23 protein-coding genes are annotated in these 21,404 nt (G+C 57.6%); 12 read left to right on the forward strand and 11 right to left on the reverse strand.

Features of this window, described 5'->3' with window-relative positions:
• Positions 1 to 69 precede the first annotated feature (69 nt).
• The 4 genes from tsaB (at position 70) to rnd (ending at position 4,473) form a co-directional block, all read left to right on the forward strand.
• Positions 70 to 765: a tRNA (adenosine(37)-N6)-threonylcarbamoyltransferase complex dimerization subunit type 1 TsaB gene (gene tsaB / locus ACKLKD_RS10810; RefSeq protein WP_025711058.1), complete on the forward strand. Its 696-nt coding sequence runs from the start codon at positions 70 to 72 to the stop codon at positions 763 to 765.
• A gap of 38 nt (positions 766 to 803) precedes the next feature.
• Positions 804 to 1,385, forward strand: coding sequence for a Slp family lipoprotein (locus ACKLKD_RS10815; RefSeq protein WP_025711057.1), 582 nt, complete (start codon positions 804 to 806; stop codon positions 1,383 to 1,385).
• A 205-nt stretch (positions 1,386 to 1,590) separates the two neighbouring features.
• The gene (fadD, locus tag ACKLKD_RS10820; RefSeq protein WP_025711056.1) at positions 1,591 to 3,276 is read left to right on the forward strand and encodes a long-chain-fatty-acid--CoA ligase FadD; all 1,686 of its coding nucleotides are present in this window, start codon (positions 1,591 to 1,593) and stop codon (positions 3,274 to 3,276) included.
• 81 nt (positions 3,277 to 3,357) lie between these two features.
• Positions 3,358 to 4,473, forward strand: coding sequence for a ribonuclease D (gene rnd, locus ACKLKD_RS10825; protein WP_165931859.1), 1,116 nt, complete (start codon positions 3,358 to 3,360; stop codon positions 4,471 to 4,473).
• Between the two features lie 76 nt (positions 4,474 to 4,549).
• Here rnd and minE read toward each other — a convergent pair whose 3' ends face one another.
• The 3 genes from minE to minC are packed head-to-tail and all read right to left on the reverse strand — an operon-like array spanning position 4,550 to position 6,357.
• The gene (gene minE / locus ACKLKD_RS10830) at positions 4,550 to 4,819 is read right to left on the reverse strand and encodes a cell division topological specificity factor MinE (protein ID WP_004103270.1); all 270 of its coding nucleotides are present in this window, start codon (positions 4,817 to 4,819) and stop codon (positions 4,550 to 4,552) included.
• Positions 4,820 to 4,822: 3 nt separating this feature from the next.
• Positions 4,823 to 5,635 (reverse strand): septum site-determining protein MinD, encoded by an 813-nt coding sequence (gene minD / locus ACKLKD_RS10835; RefSeq protein WP_002910900.1) that lies wholly within the window; start codon positions 5,633 to 5,635, stop codon positions 4,823 to 4,825.
• 23 nt (positions 5,636 to 5,658) lie between these two features.
• Entirely contained in the window at positions 5,659 to 6,357 is a 699-nt protein-coding gene (gene minC, locus ACKLKD_RS10840; protein ID WP_025711054.1) for a septum site-determining protein MinC, read from the reverse strand.
• Positions 6,358 to 6,483: 126 nt separating this feature from the next.
• Here minC and ACKLKD_RS10845 point away from each other — a divergent pair, with 126 nt between their 5' ends.
• The 3 genes from ACKLKD_RS10845 to ACKLKD_RS10855 all read left to right on the forward strand — a co-directional run bounded on the left by ACKLKD_RS10845 (position 6,484) and on the right by ACKLKD_RS10855 (position 7,983).
• Positions 6,484 to 6,765: a YcgL domain-containing protein gene (locus ACKLKD_RS10845; protein ID WP_025711053.1), complete on the forward strand. Its 282-nt coding sequence runs from the start codon at positions 6,484 to 6,486 to the stop codon at positions 6,763 to 6,765.
• A 17-nt stretch (positions 6,766 to 6,782) separates the two neighbouring features.
• A complete protein-coding gene (locus ACKLKD_RS10850) occupies positions 6,783 to 7,442 on the forward strand; it encodes a fumarylacetoacetate hydrolase family protein (protein ID WP_025711052.1) in 660 nt (219 codons plus the stop codon).
• 94 nt (positions 7,443 to 7,536) lie between these two features.
• Complete coding sequence (locus ACKLKD_RS10855) at positions 7,537 to 7,983, forward strand: YcgN family cysteine cluster protein (RefSeq protein ID WP_025711051.1); 447 nt, start codon at positions 7,537 to 7,539, stop codon at positions 7,981 to 7,983.
• A gap of 8 nt (positions 7,984 to 7,991) precedes the next feature.
• Here the strand turns inward: ACKLKD_RS10855 and ACKLKD_RS10860 are convergent, their stop codons facing one another.
• From ACKLKD_RS10860 to nhaB, 3 genes are all read right to left on the reverse strand, one after another.
• Positions 7,992 to 8,336, reverse strand: a complete 345-nt coding sequence (locus tag ACKLKD_RS10860) for a DUF1971 domain-containing protein (protein WP_025711050.1) — start codon at positions 8,334 to 8,336, stop codon at positions 7,992 to 7,994.
• A 151-nt stretch (positions 8,337 to 8,487) separates the two neighbouring features.
• The gene (gene dsbB / locus ACKLKD_RS10865; protein ID WP_025711049.1) at positions 8,488 to 9,018 is read right to left on the reverse strand and encodes a disulfide bond formation protein DsbB; all 531 of its coding nucleotides are present in this window, start codon (positions 9,016 to 9,018) and stop codon (positions 8,488 to 8,490) included.
• A gap of 128 nt (positions 9,019 to 9,146) precedes the next feature.
• Entirely contained in the window at positions 9,147 to 10,697 is a 1,551-nt protein-coding gene (gene nhaB, locus ACKLKD_RS10870; protein ID WP_025711048.1) for a sodium/proton antiporter NhaB, read from the reverse strand.
• A 248-nt stretch (positions 10,698 to 10,945) separates the two neighbouring features.
• Between nhaB and fadR the strand changes: the two genes are divergently transcribed.
• Positions 10,946 to 11,665: a fatty acid metabolism transcriptional regulator FadR gene (fadR, locus tag ACKLKD_RS10875; protein WP_012541278.1), complete on the forward strand. Its 720-nt coding sequence runs from the start codon at positions 10,946 to 10,948 to the stop codon at positions 11,663 to 11,665.
• A gap of 74 nt (positions 11,666 to 11,739) precedes the next feature.
• On the opposite strand, the gene ACKLKD_RS10880 is transcribed toward fadR, so the two are convergent.
• Positions 11,740 to 13,272 carry a SpoVR family protein gene (locus ACKLKD_RS10880; RefSeq protein WP_004203310.1) on the reverse strand — a complete coding sequence of 511 codons (1,533 nt, stop codon included), beginning with the start codon at positions 13,270 to 13,272 and terminating at the stop codon, positions 11,740 to 11,742.
• 76 nt (positions 13,273 to 13,348) lie between these two features.
• On the opposite strand from ACKLKD_RS10880, the gene ACKLKD_RS10885 reads away from it, so the two are divergent.
• The 3 genes from ACKLKD_RS10885 to dadX all read left to right on the forward strand — a co-directional run bounded on the left by ACKLKD_RS10885 (position 13,349) and on the right by dadX (position 15,972).
• Positions 13,349 to 13,495 carry a hypothetical protein gene (locus ACKLKD_RS10885; protein WP_042929052.1) on the forward strand — a complete coding sequence of 49 codons (147 nt, stop codon included), beginning with the start codon at positions 13,349 to 13,351 and terminating at the stop codon, positions 13,493 to 13,495.
• Between the two features lie 98 nt (positions 13,496 to 13,593).
• Entirely contained in the window at positions 13,594 to 14,892 is a 1,299-nt protein-coding gene (locus ACKLKD_RS10890; RefSeq protein ID WP_025711045.1) for a D-amino acid dehydrogenase, read from the forward strand.
• A gap of 9 nt (positions 14,893 to 14,901) precedes the next feature.
• Positions 14,902 to 15,972, forward strand: a complete 1,071-nt coding sequence (gene dadX / locus ACKLKD_RS10895; protein WP_025711044.1) for a catabolic alanine racemase DadX — start codon at positions 14,902 to 14,904, stop codon at positions 15,970 to 15,972.
• Between the two features lie 16 nt (positions 15,973 to 15,988).
• Here the strand turns inward: dadX and ACKLKD_RS10900 are convergent, their stop codons facing one another.
• Both ACKLKD_RS10900 and ldcA read right to left on the reverse strand, forming a co-directional pair.
• A complete protein-coding gene (locus ACKLKD_RS10900; protein ID WP_080896672.1) occupies positions 15,989 to 17,722 on the reverse strand; it encodes a potassium/proton antiporter in 1,734 nt (577 codons plus the stop codon).
• A 92-nt stretch (positions 17,723 to 17,814) separates the two neighbouring features.
• Positions 17,815 to 18,729 carry a muramoyltetrapeptide carboxypeptidase gene (ldcA, locus tag ACKLKD_RS10905; protein WP_025711042.1) on the reverse strand — a complete coding sequence of 305 codons (915 nt, stop codon included), beginning with the start codon at positions 18,727 to 18,729 and terminating at the stop codon, positions 17,815 to 17,817.
• A gap of 175 nt (positions 18,730 to 18,904) precedes the next feature.
• Between ldcA and emtA the strand changes: the two genes are divergently transcribed.
• The gene (gene emtA, locus ACKLKD_RS10910; RefSeq protein WP_025711041.1) at positions 18,905 to 19,516 is read left to right on the forward strand and encodes a membrane-bound lytic murein transglycosylase EmtA; all 612 of its coding nucleotides are present in this window, start codon (positions 18,905 to 18,907) and stop codon (positions 19,514 to 19,516) included.
• Between the two features lie 48 nt (positions 19,517 to 19,564).
• Here the strand turns inward: emtA and ACKLKD_RS10915 are convergent, their stop codons facing one another.
• Both ACKLKD_RS10915 and ACKLKD_RS10920 read right to left on the reverse strand, forming a co-directional pair.
• The gene (locus ACKLKD_RS10915) at positions 19,565 to 20,389 is read right to left on the reverse strand and encodes a hypothetical protein (protein ID WP_025711040.1); all 825 of its coding nucleotides are present in this window, start codon (positions 20,387 to 20,389) and stop codon (positions 19,565 to 19,567) included.
• Between the two features lie 12 nt (positions 20,390 to 20,401).
• On the reverse strand, positions 20,402 to 21,253 hold the full coding sequence (locus ACKLKD_RS10920) for a hypothetical protein (protein WP_080896673.1): 852 nt from the start codon (positions 21,251 to 21,253) through the stop codon (positions 20,402 to 20,404).
• Positions 21,254 to 21,404 lie beyond the last annotated feature (151 nt).

Here is a 21,404-nt window from a genome sequence, read left to right on the forward strand (position 1 = left end):
CGGGTTGACCGTATGCCGGGAAACAGGCTGCCTGAAGGCCTGAACTATGTAACGAGAGCGTGACCACCCATGCGAATTTTGGCTATCGATACCGCCACAGAGGCCTGCTCCGCGGCGCTGTGGAATGATGGCACCCTTAGTGCTCATTTCGAAATTTGTCCCCGCGAACATACCCAACGTATCCTGCCGCTGGTGCAGGAGGTCCTGACTGAAAGCGGCACCATGCTGACCGAGCTTGACGCGCTGGCCTTTGGCCGCGGTCCGGGCAGCTTTACCGGCGTGCGTATCGGCATTGGTATCGCCCAGGGGCTGGCGCTCGGCGCCGAACTGCCAATGATCGGCGTTTCCACCCTGGCCACCATGGCGCAGGGCGCCTGGCGCAAAACCGGCGCCACCCGCGTGCTGGCGGCGATTGACGCGCGAATGGGCGAAGTCTACTGGGCTGAGTACCAGCGCGACGAGCAGGGCGTCTGGCACGGTGAAGAGACCGAAGCGGTACTTAAACCGGACGCGGTGGCCGAACGGCTGGCGCAGCTTTCCGGCGAATGGGCCACCGTCGGCACCGGCTGGCAGGCGTGGCCGGATCTGGCGAAAGAAAGCGGACTGACCTTAAGCAGCGGTGAAATTGAACTGCCGGCGGCAGAAGATATGCTGCCGTTAGCCTGTTACCTGCTGGCGGCGGGGAAAACCGTGGCCGTGGAGAAAGCGGAGCCGGTTTATTTGCGAAACGAGGTGGCGTGGAAGAAACTTCCGGGCCGCGAGTGAATCTCAGTAACAAGAAGACTGAGAAAAGGAGTCGCATCATGGCGGGTCAAAAACAGGGCGTTCGCTGGCTGCTGGCCGCGGCGGTTGCCGTTGCGTTAAGCGGCTGCGTATCGGTGCCGGATGCCATCAAAGGCACCAGCCCTACGCCGCAGCAGGATTTAGTGCGGGTGATGAACGCCCCGCAGCTGTACGTTGGCCAGGAAGCGCGCTTTGGCGGCAAGGTGGTCAATGTGCAGAACCAGCAGGGGAAAACCCGTTTAGAGATCGCCACCGTGCCGCTGGACAGTGGTGCGCGGCCTGTACTGGGCGAACCATCGCGGGGGCGGATCTATGCTGATGTTAATGGCTTCCTCGATCCGGTGGACTTCCGCGGTCAACTGGTGACCGTCGTCGGGCCGATTGCCGGCGTGGTAGACGGTAAAGTTGGCGCAACGTCGTATAAATTCATGTTGATGAACGCCACCGGCTATAAGCGTTGGAACGTGGTGCAGCAGGTGGTAATGCCCCCGCAGCCTATCGATCCGTGGATGCTGGGTCCGCGCCCCTGGGGTTACGGCTATGGCGGCTGGGGCTGGTACAACCCCGGTCCTGCTGAGGTGAGAAACGTTGTAACCGAATGATTTTGTTGTTTTTGTAAGTTGAAAGAAACAGCGGCTTGTCCGCTGTTTCTTTGTTTTCAGTTGAATAAGAAAAAAAATAGTGACGCGCTTCGCAACCTGCTCATCGCCTAATTAATAAACTGGTACGCTGAGTTAATATAATGTTAACAAAATGTATTTTCCAGGGGCTGTGATGACGACGAATAACTATTTCAGAGGTGATGCAGTGAAAAAGGTTTGGCTAAACCGTTATCCCGCGGATGTTCCTGCGGAGATAAATCCTGACCGCTATCAATCCCTGGTTGAATTGTTTGAACATGCCACCACCCGCTACGCTGACCAACCGGCGTTTATCAATATGGGTGAAGTGATGACCTACCGTAAGCTGGAGGAGCGCAGCCGGGCCTTCGCCGCTTACCTTCAGGAGGGGTTAGGGCTGCAGAAGGGCGATCGCGTGGCCCTGATGATGCCTAACCTGCTGCAGTATCCGGTGGCCCTGTTTGGCATCCTGCGCGCCGGGATGATCGTGGTCAACGTCAACCCCTTGTATACCCCGCGTGAACTGGAGCATCAGCTCAACGACAGCGGCGCGGCGGCGATCGTTATCGTTTCTAACTTTGCCCATACTCTGGAAAAAGTGGTGGCGAAAACGCAGGTCCAGCATGTGATCCTGACGCGCATGGGCGACCAGCTCTCCACCGCCAAAGGCACGCTGGTGAACTTTGTGGTCAAGTACATCAAGCGCCTGGTGCCTAAATACCATCTTCCGGATGCCATCTCATTTCGCAGCGCGCTGCAGCATGGCTACCGCATGCAGTACGTTAAGCCGGAGATTGTTGCGGAAGATCTGGCGTTTCTGCAGTACACCGGTGGCACCACCGGCGTGGCCAAAGGGGCGATGCTAACCCACCGCAACATGCTGGCAAACCTCGAGCAGGTTAATGCCACCTACGGTCCGCTGTTGCATCGCGGTAAAGAGTTCGTGGTGACTGCGCTGCCGCTGTATCACATTTTTGCCCTGACCATGAACTGCCTGCTGTTTATCGAACTGGGCGGGCAGAATCTGCTGATCACTAATCCGCGCGACATTCCCGGGCTGGTGAAGGAGCTGGCGAAATATCCGTTTACCGCCATGACCGGGGTCAATACCCTGTTCAACGCTTTGCTGAACAACAAAGAGTTCCAGCAGCTGGACTTCTCTTCTCTGCACCTGTCCGCCGGCGGCGGGATGCCGGTGCAGCAGGCGGTGGCCGAGCGCTGGGTGAAACTGACCGGACAATATCTGCTGGAGGGCTACGGCCTGACCGAGTGTTCGCCGCTGGTCAGCGTCAACCCGCACGATATTGACTACCACAGCGGCAGCATTGGTCTGCCGGTGCCCTCCACCGAAGCGAAACTGGTGGATGATGATGATAACGACGTGGCGCCGGGGCAGCCGGGCGAGCTCTGTATCAAGGGGCCGCAGGTGATGCTGGGCTACTGGCAGCGGCCTGACGCGACGGATGAAATTATCAAAGACGGTTGGCTGCACACCGGGGATATCGCGGTGATGGATGACGAGGGATTCCTGCGCATCGTAGACCGCAAAAAAGACATGATCCTGGTGTCGGGCTTTAACGTCTATCCGAATGAAATCGAAGATGTCGTCATGCAGCACAGCGGGGTGCTGGAAGTGGCGGCCATCGGCGTGCCGTCCGGCAGCAGCGGTGAAGCGGTGAAGATTTTCGTGGTCAAGAAAGATGCCGCGTTAACGGAAGAAGCGCTGATTACGTTCTGCCGCCGCCATCTCACTGGCTACAAAGTGCCGAAGCTGGTGGAATTTCGTGACGAACTGCCGAAATCCAACGTCGGGAAAATTTTGCGGCGAGAACTGCGTGACGAAGCGCGCGCTAAAGTGGACAATAAAGGCTAAGTAACGAATGAGTCGCCTGACGCCGGCTACGCCGGCGTTTTTTATGGGCGCAGGTTAAGAGAGTATGCTTTGAACTATCAGATGATCACCACCGACGATGGCCTGCGCGCTGTCTGCGAAGCGGCAAGCACGGCCTCCGCCGTCGCTCTGGATACAGAATTTGTCCGCACCCGCACCTATTATCCGCAGCTGGGCCTGCTGCAGCTGTTCGACGGCAACCAGGTCTCTCTGATCGATCCCTTGACGATTAGCGACTGGGCGCCGATGCGCGACCTTCTCCTCAACCCGCAGGTGACCAAATACCTCCATGCCGGCAGTGAAGATTTAGAAGTCTTCCTTAATGCGTTCAACCTGATGCCGCAGCCGCTGATCGATACCCAGATCCTGGCGGCGTTCTGTGGCCGCCCGATGTCCTGGGGCTTTGCTTCGATGGTGGAAGAGTATTCCGGGGTAGCGCTGGATAAAAGTGAATCCCGCACCGACTGGCTGGCGCGCCCGCTGACCGAGCGTCAGTGCGAATATGCCGCGGCCGACGTCTGGTACCTGCTGCCGATCGCCAGCCAGTTAATGGCGGAAACCGATCGCGCGGGTTGGCTGTCGGCGGCGCTCGATGAGTGCCGTCTGATGCAGCAGCGTCGTCAGGAAGTGGTCGAACCGGCCGAGGCCTGGCGTGATATCGGCAACGCCTGGCAGCTGCGTACCCGCCAGCTGGGATGCCTGCAGCTGCTGGCGGAGTGGCGCCTGCGTAAAGCGCGTGAGCGCGATTTGGCGGTGAACTTTGTGGTGCGGGAAGAGCATCTGTGGAGCGTGGCGCGTTATATGCCCACTAGCCTCGGCGAGCTCGACAGCCTCGGGTTGTCCGGTAGCGAAATTCGCTTCCATGGCAAAACGCTGATTAGTCTGGTCGAGAAAGCCCAGGCGCTGCCGGAATCGGCCCTGCCGGCCCCGCTGCAAAACCTCATTGATATGCCGGGCTACCGCAAAGCCTTTAAAGATATCAAAGCGCTGGTGCAGGAAGTGAGCGCCGACAAGGGCGTGAGCGCGGAACTGCTGGCCTCGCGTCGGCAGATCAACCAGCTGCTGAACTGGCACTGGCAGCTGAAAACCCAGGCCGCTGAGCCGGAGCTGATTTCCGGCTGGCGCGGGGAACTGATGGCCGAGCGGCTGACGTCGTTATTAAACGACTATCCACGTTAGCGGACGGCCTGCTCCAGGCAATAAAAAACCGGCGGCGCGTGGCGTTGCCGGTTTTTTTTCGGGCGGAACAACAGGGTCAGGGTTTCGACTCTTCCGTTTCGGGTAGGGTCACGTTCAGCTCAAGAATGGAAATATCACCATCCCGCTGCTCCAGCTGCACGCTCACCATCTCCGGGTCGATCTGCACGTATTTACAAATCACTTCCAGGATATCTTTGCGCAACTGCGGCAGGTAATGCGGTTCCGCGTCTCCGCGGCGGCGCTCGGCGACGATGATTTGCAGGCGTTCTTTCGCAATATTAGCCGTGTTCTTTTTTCGCGAGAGAAAAAAGTCGAGTAAAGCCATAATTTATCCTCCGAACAGGCGTTTGAGGAATCCTTTCTTCTCTTCTTCAATGAAGCGGAAAGGGCGTTCTTCTCCGAGCAGACGTTCAACGGTATCGGCATAGGCTTTGCCTGCGTCCGACGCGGCATCCAGAATCACGGGCTCACCCTGGTTGGATGCGCGCAGAACTGACTGGTCTTCCGGGATCACGCCCACCAGGTTGATGCGTAGAATTTCCAGCACGTCTTCCATGCTCAGCATATCGCCTTTATTGACGCGGCCTGGATTGTAACGGGTCAGCAGCAGGTGCTCTTTGATCGGCTCTTCGCCATTTTCCGCGCGGCGGGATTTCGATGCGAGAATGCCGAGGATGCGGTCAGAGTCACGTACGGAGGAGACTTCCGGGTTGGTGGTGATGATGGCTTCATCCGCAAAATAGAGCGCCATCAGCGCACCGGTTTCAATGCCTGCCGGGGAATCGCAAACGATGAAGTCGAACTCCATTTTCTTCAGTTCTTCGAGAACTTTGTCGACGCCTTCGCGGGTCAGGGCGTCTTTATCCCGGGTCTGGGAAGCCGGGAGAATGTAGAGATTTTCCGTGCGCTTATCTTTGATCAGCGCCTGGTTTAACGTGGCATCACCCTGGATGACGTTGACGAAATCATAAACGACGCGACGTTCACAGCCCATAATCAGGTCGAGGTTACGCAGGCCGATGTCGAAGTCGATAACGACGGTTTTCTTTCCCTTCTGGGCCAAACCTGTAGCGATGGCCGCGCTGGAGGTGGTCTTGCCAACGCCCCCTTTACCCGAAGTCACAACAATAATGCGTGCCATAGAAATTCCTTGTTAAAAAGGGATTAATTTAACGGTTGAATTGCCAAAGCGCTTTCACCTAAACGCAGGCGTGCCGCTTTGCCATAAAATTCGGCCGGGATGTTATCGCTCAGCCAATATTCCCCGGCGATGGAAACCAGCTCCGCCGCAAGGTGGGTACAAAATATCTGGGCGTCTCTGTCGCCACCGGCGCCAGCCAGCGCACGTCCTCGCATCATGCCATATACATGGATATTTCCGTCAGCGATAAGTTCCGCACCGGCACTCACATGATTTGTAACAATAAGATCACAGTGTGGCGCATAAATGCGCTGACCGGAACGTACCGGCTGATCAATCAAACGCGTTTTTGTGATCTGACTAGCAACTGGCGGCGGAGGGGCGGGTTCGGACGGTGCCGGACGAGGCGCTTTTTCTTTCCCTTCGGTTAATAACGGGATCCCGGCGCGGTCGATTTCGGTTTTCAGGCGCGGAATTTTGCATCCGCTGACGCCCATAATGCGTAAACCGGTCGCGGCGATAGCCTCGTTGACGGCGCGCCACTCGACCTTCTCCTCGATGCTGGCGATATTCACCACGACCGGGGCATGACGCAGAAAGGCGGGAGCCTGGGCGATTTTGTCTTCTAACGCCTGACGAATAACCTCGGGATTTGCATCGTGCAAATGAACGACAGATAACGTGAAGCTACTGCCTTTAAGTTCGATTGGCGTATTTGACATCCTGGCCTTACTCAATTTGCTGTTTATCGACCGCCGAAGTGCGGTGATATTCCGAAGACTAAAAGGCATGTTATAGTCACTCATATATTGAGGCAAGTGACCACAGGTCTAATTCCGAGTAAAACTATGTTTTGTGTGATCTATCGAAGTACTAAACGTGAACAAACCTATTTATACCTCGAAAAAAAGGACGATTTCTCACGCGTTCCTGACGAGTTAATGCGCAGCTTTGGCACGCCGCAGATGGCGATGCTGCTGCCGCTGGATGGACGTAAAAAGCTGGTTAACGCCGACCTGGATAAAGTGAAACAGGCGTTGAGTGAGCAGGGTTATTACCTGCAACTTCCCCCGCCATCTGAAAATCTACTAAAGAAACACCTGGCGGAACAGGGGAAACAATCCGATTAACCCACCGAGGGAAAATAATGTACCAACATCATAACTGGCAGGGAGCGCTCCTGGATTATCCAGTGAGTAAAGTGGTTTGCGTCGGCAGTAATTACGCGAAGCACATCAAGGAAATGGGCAGTGCGACGCCGGAAGAGCCGGTGCTGTTTATTAAACCTGAGACCGCGCTGTGCGATCTCCGTCAGCCGTTGGTGCTTCCCGAAGGGATGGGCTCCGTGCATCACGAAGTCGAGCTGGCGGTGCTGATCGGCAGTACGCTGCGTCAGGCAACGGAAGAGCATGTGCAGAAGGGGATTGCCGGCTATGGCGTTGCGCTGGATCTCACTCTGCGCGACCTGCAGGCTAAAATGAAAAAAGCCGGACAACCGTGGGAGAAAGCCAAAGGTTTCGATAATGCCTGTCCAATTTCCGGCTTTATCCCGGCCGCCGAGTTCCACGGTGACCCGCAGAATACTCCACTGAGCCTGAAAATTAACGGTGAGGTGCGCCAGCAGGGAACCACCGCCGACATGATCCATAAGATTGTGCCGCTGATCGCCTATATGTCGCGCTTCTTCACCCTCAAAGCCGGGGACGTGATCCTCACCGGCACCCCGGAAGGGGTGGGGCCGCTGCACAGCGGTGACGAACTGGAAGTTGGCTTCAACGGCCTGTCGCTCACTACCCGCGTGCTGTAAGCGCTGCTTGCCGCCTTTTGGGGCGGCAAAACTTGCATCGGCGTGCCAGACTGGTTATAAGGTGCACCCTTAACTGGCAACGACGGACACTCCGATGAGCGAACAACCTTTCTGGCAACAAAAAACACTGGATGAAATGACCGATGCGGAGTGGGAATCGCTGTGTGACGGCTGCGGCCAGTGCTGCCTGCATAAGCTGATGGATGAAGATACCGATGAGATCTACTTCACCAACGTCGCCTGCCGTCAGCTCAATATCAAAACCTGTCAGTGCCGTAACTACGAACGCCGCTTCGAGTATGAGCCGGACTGCATCAAGCTTACCCGCGAAAACCTGCCGACCTTCGAATGGCTGCCGCCGACGTGCGCCTATCGCCTGCTGGCGGAAGGTAAGCCGCTGCCAGTCTGGCATCCGTTGTTGACCGGCTCAAAAGCCGCAATGCATGGCGAACGCATCTCCGTTCGCCACATTGCGGTCCCCGAGTCCACTGTTGTCGACTGGCAGGACCATATCCTCAACCTACCTGACAGGGCGCAGTAAGCGCTGGATCACGCTTTCCTGGCGTGGAATAGCCCGTTTTCACCGTCGGTTTCTTCAGCCACCCAGAAGTGAATATTGAAGCGGGCGTCATCGCTCAGTTCCACGCGATGCCAGTACTGCGGCGGGCTGGTGGCAAACTGCCCGGCGTGAATCACGACTTTTTTCTCCGGCTCCGTCGCCTGTTCATCGGCAAAACCATAATAGGTCACCGTACCTTCCATGACGCACAGCTGGCCGAAGACGCCGGCCGCGGTATTGTGATGGCTCAGCAGAGCGGCAGGGACGTTCTCTTTAGTAAAGAACGGTGTGGAGCGTTTAACTTTCCAGTCAGCGGGAATCAGTAAAGATGACATCGTGAGCTCCTGTGGGGCTGTATAAGATGTATTTAATATGCACCTTTAAGGGTGCGGCGTCAACCTCTCTCTAGAAACGATTCAGCACACCGTCGCAGGCATAAAAAAACGCCCCGCAGGGCGTTTCATTGTGGGCGGTACTCGCCGCGGCTTAGCGGCCAAACAGATCGCGTTTTTTCGCTTTGAAAGGCTGGGCAATAACCACCAGGATAGCGACCACCAGATAAGCAGCGAAAATCCCGACCAGCCATTGCGGCATCTCCAGTGACAGGAACTGCCACTGACGCACCGAACAGTCGCCGGTGGCAACGAAGACCTGAGGTAGCCATTTATCCAGCGGCAGCCAGCTTGGGAAGCGGGCGGCGAAATCGCAGGTCTGGAACGGTGACGGGTGCAGCTGGATCATTGTATGTTCCCACGCCAGCTGCAGTCCGCGTATTGCGCTGTACAGCCAGATTACCATGGCGACATAGCGCAGCGGCGTTTTGGGGGCGATGGCGCCCACCAGTCCCGCGCCCATGATACCGAACAGGGCACAGCGTTCGTAAATGCACAGCACACACGGCTGCAGCAGCATCACGTGCTGGAACCACAACGCGACGAGTTCGAGAATGAAAGCGGTTAACGCCATCAGGAGCCAGGCACCGCGTCCCCTTGAGCACTGGTTTAAATATTGCAACATAATCATTTCCCTGGAAGATGCTAAATCATGGCAGTGTAAACGAAAACCGAACCGACGCCAGAGGCGCGGTGGAAAATATTACGTAACGGATTATTGAATGGCCCGGATGGATCCGGGCCAGGATCGGGTCAGGGCAGCACGGGCGTGGTCACCCAGCCGTGCGCCAGCAGCCAGTTGGTGACCGGCATCAAGGTGAACTCGACGCACAGCAGGCCGACCAGCGTCAGGACGATGGTGTAGGGCAGGGCCATCCACACCATGCGGCCATAGGAGAGTCGGATAAGCGGCGCCAGCGCGGAGGTCAGCAGGAACAGGAATGCCGCCTGACCATTTGGGGTGGCCACTGACGGCAGGTTGGTGCCGGTATTGATTGCCACCGCCAGCATCTCAAACTGCGGCAGGCTGATAGCGCCGTGTTCGAGGGCCGCTTTCGCTTCGTTAATATAGACTGTGCCGACAAAAACGTTATCCGAAATGGACGACAGCAGGCCGTTGAACAGATAAAACAGCGACAGCTGCGCGTGCGGCGAGGCCTGCAGCACAAACTCAATGACCGGGGTGAACAGCTGCTGGTCGATGATAACCGCCACAATGGAGAAGAAAACCGTCAGCAGCGCGGTAAAGGGCAACGCCTCGGTGAACGCCTTGCCAATGGCGTGCTCATCGGTCACCCCGCTAAAAGTGGTGGCGAGGATGATTACCGACAGGCCAATCAGCCCAACTTCGGCCAGATGAAAGGCGAGGGCGAGGATCAGCCAGACGCCAATTACCGCCTGAGCGACCAGTCGCAGACGCTCCTGACGGCTACGCTGCGCGCGGCTGCGATGGTCAAAGTCCTGCAGCACTTTCCGCACCGCCGGCGGCAGCGGTTCGCCATAGCCGAACAGATGATACTTTTCGACCAGCAAACAGGTGAGGAGGCCGCAGACCAGCACCGGCAGAGTCACGGGCGACATACGTATAAAGAACTCGCCAAAATGCCAGCCTGCGGCTTTGGCGATAATCAGGTTTTGCGGCTCGCCGACCATGGTCATGACCCCGCCGAGCGCGGTCCCGACGCCGGCGTGCATCATCAGGCTGCGCAGAAAGCCGCGGAACTGCTCCAGCACTTCCCGGTAGTGCTGGTCGATATGGCTATCATCCAGCAGATCGTTATCATCAGGGCGAGCCGAGGCGACGCGGTGATAGATGCCGTAGAAACCGACGGCGACGCTAATCACCACCGCGACTACCGTCAGCGCATCGAGAAAGGCTGAGAGGAAGGCCGCCGCCAGGCAGAAGGCCAGCGACAGCAGCATTTTACTGCGGATCCCCAGCAGCAGGCGCGTAAACACGAACAGCAGCAGCTGTTTCATAAAGTAGATGCCCGCCACCATGAACATCAGCAGGAGCAGAACTTCCAGGTTGTTGGCGATCTCCGCCCGCACGTGGTCCGGGCTGGTCATACCGATCAGCACCGCTTCCAGCGCCAGCAGGCCGCCCGGCAGCAGCGGGTAGCACTTCAGCGCCATGGCCAGGGTAAAAATAAACTCAACCACCAGCAGCCAGCCGGCGACAAAGGGCGCCACGGCAAACACCAGCGGGTTTATGATTAAGAAAATGATTAATGCCAGCTTATACCAGTCCGGCGACTGGCCAAGAAAATTGCGCCACAGCGCTCGGCCATAAGAAATTTCCACGACAGAATCCTTCCCGGTCAATTAGTGCATGATTTTGTGCGTAACTATTGGCAAGAGTACCAGTTGAGTAAAATGAGAAGCAACTTTCTTCGCGTAGCGGCGAGTGGGGATAAGGAAAAGCGCAAAGCAAAAGTAAAAGCGGAAAATGAAACGGCGATCCCTTTTTAATTCACTTGCCATGCTATCTGCCCTATAACGGCTCTGGTATGATGAGTACAATTGTAACGCTGTGTAATGGAAATCTTACTATGGTCATTAAGGCGCAGAGCCCTGCGGGTTTCGCGGAAGAGTACATCATTGAGAGTATCTGGAATAACCGCTTCCCTCCTGGATCGATTCTCCCCGCTGAACGCGAGCTTTCTGAGCTGATCGGTGTCACCCGCACCACCCTGCGCGAAGTGCTGCAGCGCCTGGCCCGTGACGGCTGGCTGACCATTCAGCATGGTAAACCCACCAAAGTGAACAACTTCTGGGAAACCTCCGGGCTGAATATCCTCGAAACCCTGGCGCGCCTCGATCACGACAGCGTGCCGCAGCTGATTGATAATCTGCTCTCTGTGCGCACCAACATTTCCACGATTTTTATCCGCACCGCATTTCGTCAGCATCCGGATAAAGCGCTGGCGGTACTGGACAGCGCCCGGGAAGTGGAAGATCACGCCGACGCCTTTGCCGACCTCGATTACAACATTTTCCGCGGTCTGGCGTTCGCCTCCGGCAACCCGATTTACGGCCTGATCCTCAACGGCATGAAGGGGCTGTATACCCGCATCGGCCGCCACTATTTCTCCAGCCCGGAAGCGCGCAGCCTGGCGCTGGGCTTTTATCATCAGCTGGCGAAGGTGTGCGAAGGCGGTCTGCACGATCAGGTGTATGAGCTGGTCCGTCGCTACGGTCATGACAGCGGGGAGATCTGGCACCGGATGCAGAAATCGCTGCCCGGCGATTTAGCCATGAATATGCGTTAAGCCGGATATTGGCGATCGATAAACACAATAAGGGGGCCAGTGGCCCCCTTCGTCGTTTTCATCGTCCCGCAATGTTATAGCGCGTTCGGGCGCGCCGGGCAGCGGTCCAGCAGCTCAATGCTGCCGTCGGCGTTCTGCTGCTCCAGCAGCACATCGAATCCCCACAGACGATGCACATGTTTCAGCACTTCGCGCCGGCCTTTGTCCAGCGGGACGCGGTTGTGTGGCACATAGCGCAAGGTCAGCGAGCGGTCGCCGCGCAGGTCAACGTTCCATACCTGGATGTTCGGCTCAAGATTGCTGAGGTTATACTGCGCCGAGAGCTTGTTGCGGATCTCGCGATAGCCCTCTTCGTTGTGGATCGCCGAGATCTCGAGATAATTGTTGTGATCGTCGTCGAGCACGGTAAAGAAGCGGAAATCGCGCATGATCTTCGGCGACAGGAACTGGCTGATAAAGCTCTCGTCCTTGAAATCACGCATCGCGAAATGCAATGTTTCCAGCCAGTCAGAACCGGCGATATCCGGGAACCAGTACTTGTCCTCTTCGGTGGGCGACTGACAGATGCGCTTGATGTCCTGGAACATGGCGAAGCCCAGCGCGTAGGGGTTAATACCGCTATACCACGGACTGTTGTACGGCGGCTGGAACACCACGTTAGTGTGACTATGGAGAAACTCCAGCATAAAGCGCTCCGTCACTTTCCCTTCATCATAGAGATGGTTGAGGATGGTGTAGTGCCAGAAGGTGGCCCACCCCTCGTTCATCACCTGGGTCTGTTTCTGCGGGTAGAAATACTGGCTGACTTTACGCACGATGCGCAGGATCTCGCGCTGCCACGATTCGAGCAGCGGGGCGTTCTTCTCCATAAAGTACAGCAGGTTCTCCTGCGGTTCGGAAGGGTAGCGACGGGCGGACTCAATCGCTTTTTCTTCCTCGCGCTTCGGCAGGGTGCGCCACAGCATATTCACCTGGCTTTGCAGATACTCTTCCCGGCTTTTCTGCCGCGCTTTCTCCTCCTGCAAGGAGATTTTTTGCGGACGTTTATAGCGGTCGACGCCGTAGTTCATCAGCGCGTGGCAGGAGTCGAGCAGTTTCTCCACTTCGTCGACGCCATAGCGCTCTTCGCACTCGGTAATGTATTTGCGGGCGAAGATCAGGTAGTCGATGATCGAGCTGGCGTCGGTCCAGCTGCGAAACAGATAGTTATTTTTAAAGAACGAGTTATGCCCGTAGCAGGCATGGGCCATCACCAGCGCCTGCATGGTGATGGTATTTTCTTCCATCAGGTAGGCGATACAGGGGTTGGAGTTGATGACTATCTCATACGCCAGACCCTGTTGGCCGTGCTTGTAGGCCTGTTCGGTCTCAATAAATTTTTTGCCGAACGACCAGTGCGGATAGTTGATGGGCATGCCGACGCTGGAGTAGGCGTCCATCATCTGCTCGGAAGTAATGACTTCGATCTGGTGCGGGTAGGTGTCAAGACGATAGAGCTTGGCGACCCGGTCCACTTCGGCCAGGTAGGTCTCCAGTAACTCGAACGTCCAGTCGGGTCCATCGCTTAAACGGGTGGTGTCCCTGTTCATGGAGTCAATCGTAGCCATTAGCGCGCCCTCGTTGTTGTTGGTTTTCTCTGAACGGAAAACCTCTAAACAAGCATAGAACACGGCACAGCAAACTGTGTTATCTGCCAATCTCTTTTCTTCGCGATTTCCCCATCTCAAAGCCGTATTTTTTGCTTATTTACAGAATTTAATGCTGGGTAAAAATAAAGCGCAGCATGAGATCGTAAATCTCGCAGCGCAGGGCTGGTGCGGTTTGCTGTGAGTTAAGTCACCATAAATAAAGCGTATGTTGAATAATATTTTCAACTGAGTTATCAATTTGTAATTAGATGATTGTTCTTTAACTGTTACGGAGTCGCTATGCGTGTCGTCATACTGGGAAGTGGGGTGGTTGGGGTAGCCAGCGCGTGGTATTTGAGTCAGGCGGGTCATGAAGTGACGGTCATCGACCGTCAGCCCGGTCCGGCAGAGGAGACCAGCGCGGCCAACGCCGGGCAGATCTCCCCCGGCTATGCGGCGCCCTGGGCGGCGCCGGGGGTGCCGCTGAAGGCGATCAAATGGATGTTTCAGCGCCATGCGCCGCTGGCGATCGGCCTTGACGGCACCTCGTTCCAGCTGAAGTGGATGTGGCAGATGCTGCGCAACTGCGACACCCGCCACTATATGGAGAATAAAGGCCGGATGGTGCGCCTGGCGGAGTACAGCCGCGACTGCCTGAAGGCGCTGCGTGACACCACCGGCATTCAGTATGAAGGCCGTCAGGGCGGGACGCTGCAGCTGTTCCGGACCGCCAAACAGTATGAAAACGCCACCCGCGATATCGCGGTGCTGGAAGATGCCGGCGTGCCGTATCAGCTGCTGGAAGCGAAGCGGCTGGCGGGAGTGGAGCCGGCGCTGGCGGAAGTCAGCCACAAACTGACCGGCGGCCTGCGCCTGCCCAATGATGAAACCGGCGACTGCCAGCTGTTTACCACCCGGCTGGCGGCGATGGCGGAACAGGCCGGCGTGACCTTCCGCTTCAACACCGCAGTGGACGCCCTGCTGCAGGAGGGCGATCGCATCGCCGGGGTGAAATGCGGCGATGAGATTATCAAGGGCGACGCCTATGTGATGGCTTTTGGCTCCTACTCAACCGCGATGCTCAAGGGGCTGGTGGATATTCCCGTCTACCCGCTGAAAGGCTACTCATTGACCATTCCGATCGCTCAGGAGGACGGTGCGCCAGTTTCAACTATCCTTGATGAGACTTACAAAATCGCCATTACCCGCTTCGATCAGCGCATTCGCGTCGGCGGTATGGCCGAGATCGTCGGTTTTAACAAAGCGCTGCTGCAGCCGCGTCGCGAAACCCTGGAGATGGTGGTGCGCGACCTGTTCCCGCGCGGCGGCCACGTGGAGCAGGCGACGTTCTGGACCGGCCTGCGGCCGATGACGCCGGACGGCACCCCGGTAGTTGGGCGCACGGCGTTTAAAAACCTGTGGCTCAACACCGGCCACGGCACCCTCGGCTGGACCATGGCCTGCGGTTCCGGGCAGCTTATCAGCGATCTGATCTCCGGGCGCACGCCGGCGATCCCTTACGACGATCTGGCGGTTGCCCGTTACCGCCCCGGTTTTACCCCGGCGCGCCCGCAGCACCTGCACGGCGCACACAACTAAGGAGCTTGCATGACCCGTCCGGTAGTGGCCAGCATCGACCTGCTGGCCTTGCGGCAGAATTTACAGATAGTGCGTCGCGCGGCCCCCGGGTCGCGCCTGTGGGCAGTGGTCAAAGCCAATGCCTATGGCCATGGCGTGGCGCGGGTATGGAGTGCGTTAAGCGCGGCGGATGGTTTCGCCTTGCTCAATCTGGAAGAGGCGATCCTGCTGCGCGAGCAGGGCTGGAAAGGCCCGATCCTGCTGCTGGAGGGTTTCTTCCATGCCGATGAGCTGGCGGTGCTGGATCAATATCGTTTAACCACCAGCGTCCACAGCAACTGGCAAATTAAGGCTCTGCAGCAGGCGAAGCTGCGCGCGCCGCTGGATATCTATCTCAAGGTGAACAGCGGCATGAACCGGCTGGGCTTTATGCCTGAGCGGGTGCACACCGTCTGGCAGCAGCTGCGGGCGATAAGTAACGTCGGCGAGATGACGCTGATGTCGCACTTCGCGGAGGCGGAGAACCCGCAGGGCATTGTCGAGCCGATGCGCCGTATCGAACAGGCGGCGGAGGGGCTGGAGTGCCCGCGCTCGCTGGCCAACTCGGCGGCGACCCTCTGGCATCCGGAAGCGCATTTTGACTGGGTGCGTCCGGGCATCGTGCTGTATGGCGCGTCGCCTTCCGGGCAGTGGCAGGACATCGCGAACACCGGGCTGAAGCCGGTGATGACGCTGCGCAGCGAAATCATCGGCGTGCAGAATCTGCGCGCCGGCGAGGCGATTGGCTATGGCGGCCTGTACCGCACCACCCAGGAGCAGCGGATTGGTATCGTTGCCTGCGGCTATGCCGATGGCTATCCGCGGGTGGCGCCGAGCGGCACGCCGGTGCTGGTGGACGGCGTACGCACCACCACCGTGGGACGTGTGTCGATGGATATGCTGGCGGTCGATTTAACGCCCTGTCCGCAGGCCGGGATCGGCGCGCCGGTTGAGCTGTGGGGCAAAGAGATTAAAATCGACGACGTGGCGGCCAGCAGCGGCACCGTCGGCTATGAGCTGATGTGCGCCCTGGCACCGCGGGTGCCGGTTGTGACCCTGTAACGTATTCCGGGGCGGATCACTCCGCCTCGTCTTCCGCGACCCGCACCCCGACCTTCAGCACGTGATCGTTCTCTTTCTCCGCCACCGTCCACACCATCCCGGCGAACTCCACCTGATCGCCCACCACCGGCGCGGCGCCCAGTAACTGTTGCACCACTTCCCCGAGCGACTGCTGATGCTCGCGGAACTCCTCTCCGCCGTCGAGACCGTAGATTTGCGCCACATCGGCGAAGCGGGCCTCGGCATCAAGAATAAAGTCGCCGAAAAAGCGCTGGTCGAGCGCCACCGGCGGCGACTGGCTGAACATTTTACCCAGCGCCGGCAGGTCATGCTCCCGGCCGATGACGCACAGGATATCGCCTTCCCGCAGGCGGGTGCTGCCGGTGGGGTGCAGCAGGGCATTGTTGCGAAACAGCGCGGCAATCCGCGTCTCCGGCGGCATATGCAGATCGCGCAGCGCCGCGCCGATGCACCATTTATCGGCTCCCAGCTGATAGACAAACTGCTCCCACGGGTTTTCCGGGTGTATATCCAGCCCAACGCGGGAGATGGGCCAGCTGATCGGCGGCACCACCACTTTGGCTTTTTTCGCCGCCCACGACAGCGAAGTGCCCTGCAGCAGCAGCGACACCAGCACCACGAAGAAGGCGACATTGAAGAACAGACGGGCGTTGTCCAGCCCGGCCATCATCGGGAATACCGCGAGGATAATGGGCACCGCGCCGCGCAGGCCGACCCAGCTGATAAACACCCGCTCGCGCAGGTTAAAGCCGCGAAACGGCAGCAGACCGGCAAACACCGACAGCGGCCGGGCAATGAATATCATCCACATCGACAACAGCAGCGCCGGGATGGCGATCGGCAGCAGGTCGGATGGCGTCACCAGCAGGCCCAGCACCAGGAACATGGCGATCTGCGCCAGCCACGCCAGGCCGTCAAAGTTCTGCAGGATGCCGTGTCGGTTGCGGATCGGCCGGTTGCCCAGCAGAAAACCGCACAGATAGACGGCGAGGATACCGCTGCCGTCGAGGGTGGTGGTGACGGCAAAAATCATGATCCCGCCGCTCAGCGCCAGCAGTGGATAGAGCCCGGCGGGCAGCACGATGCGGTTAATCATTTGCAGCAGCAGGTAGCCGCCGCCGAGGCCGATGGCGATCCCAAGGCCGAACTGCTGAATGATATGCACCGCAAACATCCAGCTGAGGCCGGTCTGGTGCTGCTGGATCATTTCGATAAGGGTGATGGTCAGGAAGACCGCCATCGGGTCGTTACTGCCTGACTCGATCTCCAGCGTTGAGCCAACGCGCTCGTTGAGCCCCTTGCCGCCGAGCAGCGAGAAGACCGCCGCGGCGTCGGTGGAGCCGACAATGGCGCCGATCAGCAGGCCTTCGATCAGATCCAGCTTGAACAGCCAGGCCGCCATCATCCCGGTCAGCGCCGAGGTGATCAGTACCCCGACCGTCGCCAGCGACAGCGCGGGCCACAGTGCGACGCGAAAGGAGCTGGCCTGGGTGCGCATCCCGCCGTCGAGCAGGATGACCGCCAGCGCCAGGTTACTCACCATATAGGCGAAGGGGTAGTTGTCGAAAGGGATGCCACCGATGCCGTCAATGCCTGCCAGCATCCCGATGGCCAGAAAGATGACCAGAATCGGGATGCCAAGGCGCGAAGAAAAGGAGCTCAATAAGATACTGCAGGTTACTAAAACAGAACCCAGAATAAACAGACTAATGACCGCAGCGGCGTCCAATGTTCACGTACTCCCTGACTGGCGTGAAAAAATGGCTAAAAGTGACACTATTTTAACAATTCGCAGGGGATCCGCCTATGCGTCCGGGAAATTTATTCTTCCAGTACCGGGTGACCGCCGATCGTCAGGGTGGTGGCTGCCGCCTGATTCGCCAGCCGCGCGTGGGCGCCCAGCGGCAGGGTCACCGTGCGCGGCTCGTGGCCAAACTCCAGTCCGCTAATCAGCGGCAGGGAGAGCTGCTGGCGCAGGTAATCAAAGACCTGCGGCAAATCGTATCCCGCGTCATAGTCGTTTGGCGCGCTGCCGGTGAAGCTGCCGAAGATCACTGCTTTCTGCGCCGCCAGCACACCGCTGTGCAACAGCTGAAGCAGCATGCGCTCGACGCGGAACGGGTGCTCGTTGATATCCTCCACCACCAGGATACCGTCGCGGATCGCCGGCAGCCACGGCGTGCCGATAAGCGAGGTCAACATCGCCAGATTTCCGCCCCACAGGGTGCCTTCCACCCGGCAGTTCGGCCCTTCACCCGGCCATTCGAGGGTGAATTCCGGCTGGTGCAGCGCCTGCCAGAAATGGTGTTCGGTAAACGGATCGAGGGTCTCCGCGCCGAAGTTGCCGGCAAGCATTGGCCCGCTGAAGGTGATAACGTTGCCCGCAGCCAGCAGGCCCGACTGGATGGCGGTGAAATCGCTATGGCCGCAAATCAGCAGTGGATCGCGCTGCTGGCGGGCAACCAGCGCCTGCCAGTCGATATGCGGCAGCAGACGGCTGGCGCCGTAGCCGCCGCGCACCGCGAGGACGATACGGTTGCGCCCGGGCAGCTGGGCAAGCTGGTTAATATCGGACAGGCGTTCATGTTCAGTCCCGGCGAAACGCTGCTGTCGGCGGGGGATGACCTGCTGGTGGGCCACCTCGTGTCCGGCCTGCTGCAGACGCTCGACGCCGCGGGCTGCCGCCTGCTGGTTGATGCAATAACCCGATGGCGCGACCAGATAAAACTGAGACATGATAATTCCTTGCTATGAATGAAAGGGTTATGATGCCGCCTGGAATGGCGATTGTCATCTCCAGGTGGCTAACTTCAGTCCGCACCCGTCATCCTTCAGGTTGTCGGCAGGCGGGGGACGTACCGCTGCCGTCGATCTGCAGCATGATGGCGTTTGGGTAGATAAGGATAGATGTGTGAAATTGAGATGGTTGCTTATTTTAGTCGTTTTTCTGGCCGGTTGTAGTTCGAAACATGATTACACCAATCCGCCGTGGAACCCTGAAGTCCCGGTGAAGCGGGCGATGCAGTGGATGCCGATCAGTGAAAAAGCTGGCGCCGCCTGGGGTGTAGACCCGCAGTTGATCACGGCGATCATCGCCATTGAGTCGGGCGGTAATCCTGTGGTGGTGAGTAAATCCGGCGCCGTCGGACTGATGCAGCTCAAGCCGTCGACCTCCGGACGCGATGTCTATCGGCGGATGGGCTGGCGCGGCGAACCGTCGGTCAGCGAGCTGAAAAACCCGGAACGTAATATCTCGATGGGGGCCGCCTATCTGAGCATTCTGGAGAACGGTCCGCTGGCGGGGATCAAAGACCCGCAGGTGATGCGCTACGCGGTGGTGGTCTCCTATGCCAACGGCGCCGGCGCGCTGCTGCGCACCTTCTCGTCGGACCGCCAGGACGCCATCGATGAGATTAACGATCTCGACGCCGATGAGTTCTTCGAGCATGTGGTGAAAAAACACCCGGCGCCGCAGGCGCCGCGCTATATCTGGAAACTACAGAAAGCGCTGGACGCCATGTAGGCCTATGCTCACCCCGCAGGCCTGGCGGGGTGAGCGCTTCCCACTCGCCTAATCCTCTGTGCGCAGCGAGGTGATATCGCTTATCGGCGCAATTAGCGTGGTATAGTCGCGATAGCGCTCGGGAAGGGATCCTGGGCCGTTTACCGCCACGCAGAGCATGGCTGTCGCGTCATCCCCCTGATCGCCTTTCAGCGCTAACGCTTCTCTTAACGCATCGATGCAGGCATGGGCGTCATGGTGTGAGATGCCGCAAATATCGAGACGTATGGTTTTGCTAATGGCCTCTATCCATAACCCGCCCCATAGCACACAACCCGCGGGCATGAGCAGACAACTGAAGATGCTGTAAGCGGTGAAGTCGAGCCAGATAAAGGTCTTACTGACAACGATAACGCCGAGGGCGATCGAAGGGATGCCGATGGCCAGCATATTACACCCGCGGCGCAGCGGACTTAAGGCTAAGCTCGCGCTCGCTATCTGTTCCTGCCAGAGGTTACGTCTGGCAATACTCAGGCTGCAGGGCAGATCTTCATGACACGGCTTTCGCTCCTCAAAATGGTCAAACAGGAGTCTTTCAATGACGTTCATTTCCTCGTTTGCATAGCGTCCGTTGGCCAAAACCTGCCCGGCCTCCGGGATCCACAGATACTTTTTACTGAGTAAGCTGAACATCGCCAGCTGGATCACCCAGGTCCCTTCTCCGGTCAGCCAGGCCAGCAGCCATGGACTGACCTCCGTCGCGTGCGGTTGGGGCTGAGCTGCTGTCCGTGTCAGGACGATCGTCGTTCCGATAGCAATAAAGATACCCGGGACGATAAACATAAATCCGGCGAGAAACAGCAGTGGATGCAGATGCATCAGAAAATTCCACATACTCTCCCCTCGTTAATCCAGCCGTTGCAGACAAAAGGGATACTGAATAAGTTTGATGACTTTTACATATTCACCAAATCTTTCGGGAAGCAGGGTGGTTGAACCAATCGCCACGCAATAATCGGCGTTTTCATCGGTCAGGATATCGGCGTCAGCAATAAGCGTCTCTTTCAGGGTATCAATATAGTGGTGAAGGATATTAATAGCGATCCCCTCCCGGTCGAGCCGGGTGGCGTTTAAGGTGATGCATAACAGCCACAGCCACCACAGGCCGGATACCATAAACATCGCCAGCCAGCTCATTACGCTGGAGTGAATCATCGCCTGATTATCAAAAAGTGTTTTCCAGGCGAGCGCGGCAATTAACACCAGTGATGGCGCGACCACCAGTATCATATTCCACGTTTGCTGTGTCGGACTTAGCCGCAGCCCGTTGCACTGGGGATCGGTGGTCCAGTGGTTCCGTTCAGCAACATGCAGAGAAAGCGGGAGATCCTGGTGACTGGATTTTGGCGTCGCGAAATGGTCAAACAGTATTTTTTCCACACAGGTCATTTTGCATTCTGCATACTGCTGATTGGCACAGAGCTGAATATTTTCCGCAGAATGGATGAGAGTAACATAGTTTTTTCTTAACAGCCGGAACATGGCCAGCTGAATGACGCTGGTGGCGCTATTACGTAGCCAGGCTAAAAAAGAAGGGGAGATAGAATAGGGCGCCGGAACGGCGGTGGTATTTTCAGTCGGGCGGGTCTTCGCAATAATAATATTCACCAGAATATATATAACAGTGGTGAATAATACATGATAACCCATAAATGATAACGGATGTAAATCAACGATATAGCTAATGACTGGGTTCACTTTTATTCCTTGTGAGCGCTATAACCGGTTTGCGCCAGCATAGTAAGCTTTCTCATTCGAGGGGGGCAAGTGAAATAATGGGCGGCATCTTTAATTTAATATCAGCAATAAAAGCGAGACGGAAAGTCTTCACGAAAGCCTCCGCCGTCAT

The sequence above is a fragment of the Klebsiella sp. 10982 genome, from assembly GCF_048589245.1.
In the GTDB taxonomy this organism is placed as follows: Bacteria; Pseudomonadota; Gammaproteobacteria; order Enterobacterales; family Enterobacteriaceae; genus Klebsiella; species Klebsiella quasivariicola.

Bases quoted from the DNA above. Each gene is read 5' to 3' on its own strand.
- ACKLKD_RS10860 (WP_025711050.1), bottom strand. From the start codon at position 8,336: ATGTCATCTTTACTGATTCCCGCTGACTGGAAAGTTAAACGCTCCACA.
- dsbB (WP_025711049.1), bottom strand. From the start codon at position 9,018: ATGTTGCAATATTTAAACCAGTGCTCAAGGGGACGCGGTGCCTGGCTC.
- ACKLKD_RS10845 (WP_025711053.1), top strand. From the start codon at position 6,484: ATGTTTTGTGTGATCTATCGAAGTACTAAACGTGAACAAACCTATTTA.
- ACKLKD_RS10850 (WP_025711052.1), top strand. From the start codon at position 6,783: ATGTACCAACATCATAACTGGCAGGGAGCGCTCCTGGATTATCCAGTG.
- ACKLKD_RS10880 (WP_004203310.1), bottom strand. From the start codon at position 13,272: ATGGCTACGATTGACTCCATGAACAGGGACACCACCCGTTTAAGCGAT.
- rnd (WP_165931859.1), top strand. From the start codon at position 3,358: ATGATCACCACCGACGATGGCCTGCGCGCTGTCTGCGAAGCGGCAAGC.
- ldcA (WP_025711042.1), bottom strand. From the start codon at position 18,729: ATGTCTCAGTTTTATCTGGTCGCGCCATCGGGTTATTGCATCAACCAG.
- ACKLKD_RS10855 (WP_025711051.1), top strand. From the start codon at position 7,537: ATGAGCGAACAACCTTTCTGGCAACAAAAAACACTGGATGAAATGACC.
- ACKLKD_RS10890 (WP_025711045.1), top strand. From the start codon at position 13,594: ATGCGTGTCGTCATACTGGGAAGTGGGGTGGTTGGGGTAGCCAGCGCG.
- ACKLKD_RS10915 (WP_025711040.1), bottom strand. From the start codon at position 20,389: ATGTGGAATTTTCTGATGCATCTGCATCCACTGCTGTTTCTCGCCGGA.
- fadR (WP_012541278.1), top strand. From the start codon at position 10,946: ATGGTCATTAAGGCGCAGAGCCCTGCGGGTTTCGCGGAAGAGTACATC.
- dadX (WP_025711044.1), top strand. From the start codon at position 14,902: ATGACCCGTCCGGTAGTGGCCAGCATCGACCTGCTGGCCTTGCGGCAG.
- tsaB (WP_025711058.1), top strand. From the start codon at position 70: ATGCGAATTTTGGCTATCGATACCGCCACAGAGGCCTGCTCCGCGGCG.
- minC (WP_025711054.1), bottom strand. From the start codon at position 6,357: ATGTCAAATACGCCAATCGAACTTAAAGGCAGTAGCTTCACGTTATCT.
- minE (WP_004103270.1), bottom strand. From the start codon at position 4,819: ATGGCTTTACTCGACTTTTTTCTCTCGCGAAAAAAGAACACGGCTAAT.
- minD (WP_002910900.1), bottom strand. From the start codon at position 5,635: ATGGCACGCATTATTGTTGTGACTTCGGGTAAAGGGGGCGTTGGCAAG.
- ACKLKD_RS10815 (WP_025711057.1), top strand. From the start codon at position 804: ATGGCGGGTCAAAAACAGGGCGTTCGCTGGCTGCTGGCCGCGGCGGTT.